The following is a 10,031-nucleotide window of genomic DNA, read 5'->3' on the forward strand; positions in this document are numbered from 1 at the left end:
CAAAGTCACATAACGCAAGGGGATGTATGAACGAAGTTGCACTTCCACCACGCCGTTCGCTGCCGGACGCTCAGGCATGGCGCGGTGAAATGAGTGATGTCGGGCTCGATTGGGTCGGGATGCAAGGGATCGCGCTGCCGCTGGAGCTGGCCGGCAAGCCACTGATGGCTAAGGTCGACGCCGGCATCAACCTGCGCGCTGAAGCGGCGTGCGAACGCGGCATTCACATGTCGCGGCTGTACCTGGCGCTGGACGAATTGACGCAGGGCGAGCTGACGCCGCAGCGCATCGGCCGAACGCTACAGGCCTTTCTGGATTCGCAGCCGGAATACAGCGATCGCGCCAGCCTGGCGATCAGCGGCGAGCTGTTGCTGTCGCGCCCGGCGCTGTTATCGCCGCAGCGCGGCTGGAAGGCTTACCCCCTGCGTATCGAGGCAACTCTGGCGGACACGCTGATGCCGGCGCTAACCGTCGGCGTACCTTACTCCTCTACCTGCCCGAGTTCGGCGGCGCTCAGCCGCCAGCTGGCGCAGCAACAGTTCCAGTTTGATTTCGAACAGGCGGCGGAGCAGGTCAGCCAACGCCAGGTGAGCGATTGGCTGCTGGAACAGGGGATGCCGGCCACGCCCCACAGCCAGCGGAGCTGGGCCTGGATCACCGTGACGCCCGAGAATGAACGGGCGTTCGAACCGGTGAAGCTGATCGATCGCATCGAACACGCGCTGGGCACGCCGGTGCAAACGCTGGTGAAACGCCGCGACGAGCAGGCCTTCGCGCTGGCCAACGGTCAGAACCTGATGTTTTGCGAGGACGCGGCACGGCGCCTGTATCGCATGCTGCGCAGCCAGTGCGACTACCGCGCCTTCTCGCTGCGCGTCGAGCATCAGGAGAGCCTGCATGCCCACAATGCGGTGGCGGAGCTGAGCTGGCGGGGAGAACATCATGCTGCGTAAAAATCCCAGCGGCCATCTGCCGCAGGTTTCGCCGCTGGCCTACATCGATCCCACTGCCATTATTTGCGGCCGGGTGATCGTCGAAGAGTTCGTCTATGTCGGCCCTTATGCGGTGATCCGCGCCGATGAGTTGAACGCCGCCGGTGACATGGAACCGATCGTCATCGGTTCGCATTCCAATATTCAGGACGGCGTGGTGATCCACTCCAAGAGCGGGGCGGCGGTCACCATCGGTCGCTACAGCTCGATCGCCCACCGCGCCATCGTCCACGGCCCGTGTCGCATCGACGATCGGGTGTTTATCGGTTTCAACAGCGTGCTGTTCAACTGCCACATCCGGTCCGGCTGCGTGGTGCGTTACAACGCGGTGGTGGACGGCGTGACGCTGCCGGAAAACCGCTATATCCCCTCGACCGAGCGCGTGGGGGCGGACAGCGATCTGTCGCGCTATCGCCAGGTCGATCGCGGCGCGCTGCAATTTTCGGAAGAAGTGGCCGCCACCAACGTCGAACTGGTGCGCGGTTACCAGGCATTACGCAATGAATTTTAATGAGGCTCCCATGAAACAACTTCCCGTGACCGTGCTTTCCGGCTTTCTCGGCGCCGGCAAAACCACGGTGCTGAACCATATCCTGAACAACCGGCAGGGCATGCGCGTGGCGGTGATCGTCAACGACATGAGCGAAGTGAACATCGACGCCGCGCTGGTGGAAAATGCCGTGCATCTCGATCGCCAGCAGGAGAAGCTGGTGGAGATGAGCAACGGCTGCATTTGCTGCACGCTGCGCGAAGACCTGCTGGTCTCGGTGCGCGAGCTGGCGCAGGACGGGCGTTTCGATTACCTGCTGATCGAATCGAGCGGCATCTCCGAACCGCTGCCGGTGGCGGAAACCTTTACGTTTGAGGACGAAAAGGGCGAAAGTCTGTCGCAGTTCGCCCGGCTGGATACCCTGGTGACGGTGGTCGACGGGGTGAATTTCATTCAGCAGTACCAGCAGGCGCAAAGCCTGCAGGAAGCCGGCCAAAGCCTGGGCGAGGACGACCTGCGCAGCGTGGCGGACCTGCTGATCGAACAGATCGAATTCTGCGACGTGATCCTGGTCAGCAAGACCGATCTGCTGACGGAGGCGCAGCAGGGCGAAGTGATGGCGCTGCTGGCCAGCCTGAACCCCGACGCCCGCATTGTGCCGATCGCGCCGGGCAAACTGCCGCTGGAGGCGGTGCTGAATACCGGCAGCTTCAGCTTTGAAAAGGCGCAGCAGGCGCCCGGCTGGCTGAAAGAGCTGCGCGGCGAACACGTGCCGGAAACGGAAAACTACGGCATCAGCAGCTTCGTCTATCAGGCGCGGCGGCCGTTTGCGCCGGACAAATTCTACCGCGTGATCAACGGCGACTGGGGCGGCGGAAAACTGCTGCGGTCGAAAGGTTTCTTCTGGCTGGCGACGCGGCCACGGCAGGCTGGGCAGTGGAGCCAGGCCGGCGGAATCGCCCACTACGGCCTGGCGGGCACTTTTTGGCGCGCCATCCCGCAAGATGACTGGCCGCAGGATGCAGAAACGCGGGCGCACATTCAGGAAAAATGGGTGGAGCCGTTCGGCGACATGCGCCAGGAACTGGTGTTTATCGGCCAGCATCTGCAGCAGGCGACGATCGTGCGTTTGCTGGACGACTGTTTGCTGAGCGACGATGAAATGACTGCCGGCGTGGACCACTGGCTGGATATGGCGGACCCGTTCCCTGAGTGGTAATTGCGCAATCTTCGTGTGGTAATGAGAAAAATTCTCAACAAAGTGCTTTACAGACGATACTGATAACTATTATCATCGCCTGGCAGTTCACGGAAGGCCACAGTTTGCGGCTCTGACGTGGAAGGCACGACATTGCTCACATTGCTTCCAGTGTTTTTTAAGCCAGCTCGGGTGCTGGCTTTTTTTTTGCCTTATCTTTTCCGCCTGAAAAGCGCCGCCCGGTACTTGTAACGGCCCGCCTTTATCATTTACCGGCCCACAATAACTGCAGTCAGCAGTTTTGCCGGGCATGGAATTATGCGGCAGAGTATCAGCTCGGGAAAAGAGCTGCGGCTACTGGGCCGCCACGCTCGTGCCGGAGTCAAGTCATGGGTATTATTGGAACCCGTGTTAGCCTTGTTCATGCGGCCTGCAAATGACGCGTACGATCAGTACGGACTTTTCGAAAAGAAAAGCCAAGAGCTGTCAATGCGAAAATCCTGTAATTGAGCAAACGAGTATTTCTTTTTGCCATACCAGGGGTCAGCGATAAGGTATTGTCCATTGTCGTACCCGTACAAGGTAGCTGCATGACCAGTATTATACCCAATAACGATGGGCTCATCCGCTTCCAAAGCTTGAAGTATTAGCGGGGTAACACTCGGATCCAAGGTGGAAAAAAGTGTTTGATGGCTAAATATTTGCAAATGTCTCATTGGTACATCTGGATATCCCGTTTGATTACATGGATGAGTGCCTGGGAGTTTATTTGGAAACTGCTGATTCTCCACACAGGCGTTTCTGCCTGTGGTGACGACGTCAGCATACACTTGGCATTGCCTGCTCTGCTCAACCGGAAAAACAGATTTCTCCGCTGCATAATAGTTCGCCACCGCAACCGAAGTGGCTATCCAGCACCAGTTGCTCTGTTGCTGCGGCTGGAAGTATTTACTGAAATTTCTGATTTCGTATTTGCTAGGAGAAGATTCTGGAATGTAGAACAGATTGTCAGCCATTTGTATTCACGCCTTGGTGTAGAAAATCGTTTTGCAGAGAGTAAGCAGAATCACAGAATTTTCATTGTCCTACACGACTACGGTGAAGTGGGGATCCCACTGGAAATAGATAGTACGGGCTCGTAACCCCCCGGTTACCAATTTGCATTTGATCCTGTAAGTTGAGTTGCTGTTATTTATAACTTGCCCAACCCAAAAGTTGGGGTGCACATTTTCCACCTTAATCGGAAAGCCGTCTGAACCGAATATATCACCAGACAAAACTTGAAAGCCTTCAATTGACACTATATCTCCCAATGTGGTGTCGATAGGATCGATATAAAATCCAACAAAATCCCGGAGACGTACATGCGTGTTTGGATCTAATCCACCCTGTCCGGCGCTGCCGAGATTGCCACGGTTGTCAATCATGTAGACACCTTTATTGATCACGCTCGTGCCAGCATTGGCGGATACACTGGCAGTATCCACAAAAATACGGATAACCGTTTGCGGCTTATACTCACTCCATGCTTCACTCCGAATGATCTTTGGATTGCTATTATTGTTGGCGCTGGAAGTGGTTTCTTGATTGCTCATTGGGGGTCCTTTAATCTTCTGATGGATTAAATAACGTGCAAATTATGTGGTACACTTAGCGTCATTCCATCTCCATCACTGGTAACAAGTTCAATGGCGATGTTGTAACTGTAACTTCCGGATTCTTCGGCCTCACCGGTGTATGCATTTGGGTTATCATAAGCGGGTTCAGGTTGTCCGCTGAACCCCCATGCCCGGCAATTGCCAATTTCAGTCAATCCGACTGTGCCCCCTGAGTTTGGGTCGACCAGAGTAATTCGCCAATAAATTTTATCCCCCTTTGCAACCGTTGTTGCAACACTGGGGAGCGCGGAGTGAGCGGAATTGTTTCCCAATTGATTATCCATCAGATAAATACCCTTTATTGTGCCTTCCTGGGCAAGATTTTCATCGATGCATATCAATATCTGAATGGCACAGTCGTCTATTTTGTGTGAGTGACCCACGCAAAGGCTCCTGATTTAATTAGTTGGTTGCTGTATGTTAAATTTGTCCGGTCGCGACGCGAGTCTGACCTGAAAATAGAACGTTGTTCAATGTGTTTCAGCCACCTTCCATTTATTATAAAGATGGCGGCCGATATTGGTAATAGTTAAAGTTCGCGATTGCTGCAAGATAAAACAGTACATTCATAAAATGAAATCAACAGATTTGTGAGCTGTATGGCTATTCAAAAAAATATTATATTCCTGATGGTAATATAGCAAATAGTGGTCTAACTCTTCTTCTGCCGCTTACGCCGGACGATCTCGACAGAAGTTTGAATTCTCACGCATTCACAGTCCCGTTGCGGCATTTCATACTCTTGCTCATCGACGCGCTGGCCACGAGGAGAATGCCTGTGATTATCCAACAAACTCCCATCAAGTCAGGATTCGGGCCCAAAACGATCGCCGGTGAGGTGGCGTGCCCGGAAGCGCGGGTGGGGCCTGGCTGGGATAGAAGTGACCGTCGGGAAAGGCCGACATCCCCAGGCGGCCGCTCTCTGGCCGTATATCTCAACCTGGGGCTAATAGCTGGCAGCCGGGAAAGACCGGCACCCATTTCCCATCGCTGCTATGCGTCGTCCGGCTCGCCGCTTTGCAGCAGCGCATGCTTTTTCAGCATGCCGCGCAACTGGTGATAGGTCAGCCCCAGCAGCTGCGCCGCCTTGCGTTGGTTGAACCGCCCTTGCTGCAGCGCCGCTTCGATCAGCGCCTTTTCCTGTTCCAGTTGCCAGTGTTTCAAGTCCAGCGGCAGCGCCGGCAATGCGCCGGCGCCCTCGGCGGCGGGCGCGATCGGGGCCGCCTCGCGCGGGGCGAATGGGTTGATGACGATCTCGCTCAGCGGGTTGTCGCTGTTGCCATGACGATAGACCGAGCGTTCCACCACGTTTTTCAGTTCGCGCACGTTGCCTGGCCAGCCGTAGCCGAGCAGCGTTTGCCTGGCATGTTCGGTAAAGCCGGGAAACAGCGGCAGCGCCAGCTCGCGGCACATTTGCATGGCGAAATGCTCGGCCAGCAGCATGATATCGGGCCGGCGCTGGCGCAGCGGCGGCAGCTGCACCACGTCGAACGCCAGCCGGTCCAGCAGATCGGCGCGGAACTTGCCCGCCGCCGCCAGCGCCGGCAGATCGTCGTTGGTGGCGCACACCAGGCGTACATCCACCCGCAGCGGCTGGCTGCCGCCCACGCGCTCCAGCTGGCCGTATTCGATCACCCGCAGCAATTTTTCCTGCACCAGCATCGGCGCGGTCGCCAGCTCATCGAGGAACAGCGTGCCGCCGTCGGCGCGCTCGAAGCGGCCCAGATGGCGCTTCTGCGCGCCGGTAAAGGCACCGGCCTCGTGGCCGAACAGTTCGGAATCCAGCAGGTTTTCATTCAGCGCCGCGCAGTTGAGCGAGATGAATGGCCCTTGCCACCGGTTGGAAAGATAGTGCAAACGGTGGGCGATCAGCTCCTTGCCGGTGCCGCGTTCGCCGATCACCAGCACCGGCTTGTTCAGCTTGGCCACCTGGGAGACTTGCTCCAAGACGTCGACAAAGGCGTTCGCTTCGCCCAACAAATTTTCTGGCTGTTCGCTCATGATGAAATTCGCCAATGTTTGGTGAAAATAATCACTCTACAGCAAGCGCGCAGAGAGTCAAAAATTAATAGTCTTTGTTTTTCAATGGAATAAAAGTTGGCACGGGTTTTGATTGTATCTTTGGGCAAGCTGTACGACTTAACGCGGCGCTTCAGACGCCATCAGAACCAAGAGGAAGTGAATTATGGGTATTTTTTCTCGTTTTGCCGACATCGTGAACGCCAACATCAACACTCTGCTGGACAAGGCGGAAGATCCGCAAAAGCTGGTGCGGTTGATGATCCAAGAGATGGAAGACACGCTGGTTGAAGTTCGCTCTACGTCGGCGCGCGCGCTGGCGGAGAAAAAGCAGCTGCTGCGCCGCATCGAGCAGGGTGAAAACCAGCTCAGCGACTGGCAGGAAAAAGCCGAGCTGGCGTTGCGCAAAGATAAAGAAGATCTGGCCCGCGCGGCGCTGATCGAAAAACAGAAGGTGGCCGATCTGATCGCCACGCTGACGCAGGAAGTGGCTACAGTAGAAGAAACGCTGGCGCGCATGAAGAGCGAAATCGGCGAGCTGGAAAACAAGCTGACCGAAACCCGCGCGCGGCAGCAGGCGCTGGCGCTGCGCCATCAGGCTGCATCGTCCTCCCGCGAAGTGCGCCGCCAGCTCGACAGCGGCAAGCTGGATGAAGCGATGGCGCGTTTCGAACAGTTCGAACGCCGCATCGATCATATGGAAGCCGAAGCGGAAAGCATCAGCATCGGTAAAAAGAAGTCCCTGGACCAGGAGTTTGCCGAGCTGAAAGCCGACGACGCCATCAGTGAGCAACTGGCGGCGCTGAAAGCCAAGATGAACCGCTCAGAGTAAGGCGAACCGCGGCCACCTGCTGGAGGTGGCCGCCTATCCAGGATCCGATAAGAAGGAATAACAATGAGTGCTTTATTACTGGCCATTCCGCTGACAATTTTCGTGCTGTTTGTCGCGCCGATTTGGCTTTGGCTGCATTACAGCAATCGGCAACAGACCGGCATCCAATTGAGTCAGCAAGAGATGCAGCGCCTGGCGCAGCTGGCGGAAGACGCCAAACGCATGCGTGAACGCATTCAGGCGTTGGAAGAGATCCTCGATGCGGAACACCCGAACTGGAGACAGTCTTGATGAGCACGACGCTGGGCAGTAAAAAGCTTTATCGCGTTCCCGAAGAGGGCATGGTGAAAGGTGTCTGCGCCGGTTTGGCCCACTATTTCGACGTGCCGGTGCGCCTGATCCGCGTGATGGTGGTGCTGTCGCTGTTCTTCGGGCTGTTCTTCTTCACGCTGGTGGCCTATATCGCGCTGGTGTTCGTGCTGGACGAAGCGCCGGCCAGCCGTTTCGAAGGCGAGCATCAGAAGACGCCGCGCCAGCTGCTCGATCAGCTGGAGTATGAACTGGGCAGCGGCGAGCAGCAGCTGCGTCAGGTCGAGCGCTACGTGACGTCCGACACCTTCGGCGTGCAGAGCCGCTTCCGCAAGCTGTAACCCTTCTTGCGATGCACAGGCCTGCGCAGGCGCAGGCCGGGCATCCGCGCCGCCGTCATCCCGTTGAGTGAATCCTTATCGTCACCGTGCCGGAGGGCATTGCCATGAATAAAACCTACGCCGCCAAATCAGGTGGATTTAAACAAGGGGCGGCGGCAATGTTGAAGACATTGGCTAAAGTCATCATCATAGCGTTATTGAACTACGGCCCGGCGGGCGCCGCCGGCTGGCTGTTGAAGACTGTCGGCCGCAAACCGGTGCGCTTCGTGCTGGCGCTGGTGCTGGAACCGCTGTTTCGCAAAGGCCTGAACAAGGCATTCGGGCGTTACGTCAAGGAGAGCAATGAAACGACTGCAAAATGAGTTAACCTCGCTGGTCAACCGCGGAATGGATCGCCATCTGCGCCTGGCGGTGACCGGCCTGAGCCGCAGCGGTAAAACCGCCTTTATCACCGCCTTCGTCAACCAACTGCTGCATGTGCACAGCGGCGCGCGGATGCCGCTGTTTTCACCGGTGCGCGAAGAGCGCCTGCTGGGCGTGAAACGCATCCCGCAGCGCGATCTCGGCCTTCAGCGTTTCACCTATGACGAAGGGCTGGCGCAGCTGTACGGCACGCCGCCGGCCTGGCCGACGCCGACGCGCGGCGTCAGCGAAATCCGCCTGGCGCTGCGTTACCGCTCCAATGATTCTCTGCTGCGCCACTTCAAAGACACCTCCACGCTGTACCTGGAGATCGTCGATTATCCCGGTGAATGGTTGCTGGATCTGCCGATGCTCGAGCAGGATTACCTGGCCTGGTCGCGCCAGATGGCCGGGCTGCTGCAGGGCGAACGCGCCGAATGGGCTAAGCCCTGGCTTGAACTGTGCAAGGCCTGTGATCCGCTGGCACCGGCCGACGAAAACCGGCTGGCGGCGATCGCCCAGGCCTACACCGACTATCTGCTGCGCTGCAAGAGCGAAGGGCTGCACTTCATTCAGCCGGGGCGTTTCGTGCTGCCGGGCGACATGGCCGGCGCGCCGGCGCTGCAGTTTTTCCCGTGGCCCGACGTTGCCGCGGTTGGCGAATCGAAGCTGGCGCAGGCTGACAAACACACCAACATCGGCATGTTGCGCGCTCGCTTCAACTACTACTGCCAGTCGATCGTCAAAAATTTCTACAAAGAGCATTTCGTCCGTTTCGATCGGCAAATCGTGCTGGTCGACTGCCTGCAGCCGCTCAACAGCGGCCCGCAGGCGTTCAATGACATGCGTCTGGCGCTGACCCAGCTGATGCAGAGCTTCCATTACGGCAAACGCACACTGTTCCGCCGGCTGTTCTCGCCGACCATCGACAAACTGATGTTCGCCGCCACCAAGGCGGATCACATCACCGCCGATCAGCACGCCAATCTGGTGTCGCTGTTGCAGCAGCTGGTGCAGGAGGCGTGGCAGAACGCGGCGTTCGAGGGCATCAGCATGGACTGCGTCGGCCTGGCTTCGGTGCAGGCGACCGAGAGCGGCATCGTCGATCATCAGGGGCAGCGCATTCCGGCGCTGAAGGGTAACCGCCTGAGCGACGGCACGCCGCTGACGGTGTTCCCGGGCGAAGTGCCGGCCCGCTTGCCGGGGCCGGCGTTTTGGCAGAGCCAGGGATTCCACTTTGATGAGTTCCGTCCACGCGCCATGAGCGTGGACAGCCCGTTACCGCACATCCGTCTGGATGCGGTGATGGAGTTTTTACTGGGAGACAAATTGCGATGAGCGAGCCGATCAAACCGCGTATCGATTTTGACGAGCCGCTGCAGCCACCGCAGGAACCGGCATTGCGCGCCGGTGTCGCGTTCGATGCCGAGCAGGCGGAAAGCTTCTTTCCGGCGGCGCCGGAGCTGCAGCAGGAAGAGGAAGAAGGGCGCGCTGAAGGCATTATTAACGCCGCGCTAAAGCCGAAACGCAGCCTGTGGCGCAAGATGGTGACCGCCGGCCTGGCGCTGTTCGGCGTCAGCGTGGTGGCGCAGGGCGTGCAGTGGGTGCATAGCGCCTGGGTGCAGCAGGACTGGATCGCCATGGGTGGCGGCGTGGCCGGCGGGTTGATCGTGTTCGCCGGCGTTGGCTCGGTGGTCACCGAGTGGCGGCGTTTGTATCGGCTGCGACAGCGCGCGGAAGAGCGCGACGTGGCGCGCGAACTGTTGCACAGCCACGGGCTGGGGCAAGGG

At 58.0% G+C, this 10,031-nt stretch carries 12 protein-coding genes and 1 pseudogene; 9 read left to right on the forward strand and 4 right to left on the reverse strand.

Features of this window, described 5'->3' with window-relative positions; all coding sequences use genetic code 11:
* The first annotated feature begins 26 nt into the window (after positions 1-26).
* Genes folE2 through zigA form a run of 3 tightly spaced genes read left to right on the forward strand, consistent with a single transcriptional unit; the run spans position 27 to position 2,701 of the window.
* Entirely contained in the window at positions 27-953 is a 927-nt protein-coding gene (gene folE2 / locus BHU62_RS21700) for a GTP cyclohydrolase FolE2 (protein WP_073534511.1), read from the forward strand.
* Positions 943-1,503, forward strand: a complete 561-nt coding sequence (locus BHU62_RS21705) for a carbonate dehydratase (protein WP_073534512.1) — start codon at positions 943-945, stop codon at positions 1,501-1,503. The genes folE2 and BHU62_RS21705 overlap by 11 nt, the downstream gene beginning before the upstream one ends.
* Positions 1,504-1,513: 10 nt before the next feature.
* The gene (zigA, locus tag BHU62_RS21710; RefSeq protein WP_073534513.1) at positions 1,514-2,701 is read left to right on the forward strand and encodes a zinc metallochaperone GTPase ZigA; all 1,188 of its coding nucleotides are present in this window, start codon (positions 1,514-1,516) and stop codon (positions 2,699-2,701) included.
* Positions 2,702-3,129: 428 nt separating this feature from the next.
* Here zigA and BHU62_RS21715 read toward each other — a convergent pair whose 3' ends face one another.
* The 4 genes from BHU62_RS21715 to pspF all read right to left on the reverse strand — a co-directional run bounded on the left by BHU62_RS21715 (position 3,130) and on the right by pspF (position 6,339).
* Positions 3,130-3,696, reverse strand: coding sequence for a papain-like cysteine protease family protein (locus BHU62_RS21715; RefSeq protein ID WP_073534514.1), 567 nt, complete (start codon positions 3,694-3,696; stop codon positions 3,130-3,132).
* 69 nt (positions 3,697-3,765) lie between these two features.
* Positions 3,766-4,275 (reverse strand): hypothetical protein, encoded by a 510-nt coding sequence (locus BHU62_RS21720; protein ID WP_073534515.1) that lies wholly within the window; start codon positions 4,273-4,275, stop codon positions 3,766-3,768.
* A 26-nt stretch (positions 4,276-4,301) separates the two neighbouring features.
* On the reverse strand, positions 4,302-4,721 hold the full coding sequence (locus BHU62_RS25105; RefSeq protein WP_139282315.1) for a hypothetical protein: 420 nt from the start codon (positions 4,719-4,721) through the stop codon (positions 4,302-4,304).
* Positions 4,722-5,331: 610 nt separating this feature from the next.
* Complete coding sequence (pspF, locus tag BHU62_RS21725; RefSeq protein ID WP_073534516.1) at positions 5,332-6,339, reverse strand: phage shock protein operon transcriptional activator; 1,008 nt, start codon at positions 6,337-6,339, stop codon at positions 5,332-5,334.
* 184 nt (positions 6,340-6,523) lie between these two features.
* On the opposite strand from pspF, the gene pspA reads away from it, so the two are divergent.
* From pspA to BHU62_RS21755, 6 genes and pseudogenes are all read left to right on the forward strand, one after another.
* On the forward strand, positions 6,524-7,189 hold the full coding sequence (gene pspA, locus BHU62_RS21730; protein WP_073534517.1) for a phage shock protein PspA: 666 nt from the start codon (positions 6,524-6,526) through the stop codon (positions 7,187-7,189).
* A gap of 63 nt (positions 7,190-7,252) precedes the next feature.
* Positions 7,253-7,480: an envelope stress response membrane protein PspB gene (gene pspB / locus BHU62_RS21735; protein ID WP_004930553.1), complete on the forward strand. Its 228-nt coding sequence runs from the start codon at positions 7,253-7,255 to the stop codon at positions 7,478-7,480.
* Positions 7,480-7,839 carry an envelope stress response membrane protein PspC gene (gene pspC / locus BHU62_RS21740; protein ID WP_004930552.1) on the forward strand — a complete coding sequence of 120 codons (360 nt, stop codon included), beginning with the start codon at positions 7,480-7,482 and terminating at the stop codon, positions 7,837-7,839. Before pspB ends, pspC begins: the two co-directional genes overlap by 1 nt.
* A 104-nt stretch (positions 7,840-7,943) precedes the next feature.
* The gene (gene pspD, locus BHU62_RS21745) at positions 7,944-8,201 is read left to right on the forward strand and encodes a phage shock protein PspD (protein ID WP_073534518.1); all 258 of its coding nucleotides are present in this window, start codon (positions 7,944-7,946) and stop codon (positions 8,199-8,201) included.
* Entirely contained in the window at positions 8,182-9,579 is a 1,398-nt protein-coding gene (locus tag BHU62_RS21750; protein ID WP_073534519.1) for a YcjX family protein, read from the forward strand. The genes pspD and BHU62_RS21750 overlap by 20 nt, the downstream gene beginning before the upstream one ends.
* Positions 9,576-10,031: pseudogene (locus BHU62_RS21755) on the forward strand (TIGR01620 family protein); the annotation flags it as partial. The gene BHU62_RS21750 and the pseudogene BHU62_RS21755, both read left to right, overlap by 4 nt.

The sequence above is a fragment of the Serratia marcescens genome (assembly GCF_001902635.1).
GTDB lineage: Bacteria > Pseudomonadota > Gammaproteobacteria > Enterobacterales > Enterobacteriaceae > Serratia > Serratia marcescens_F.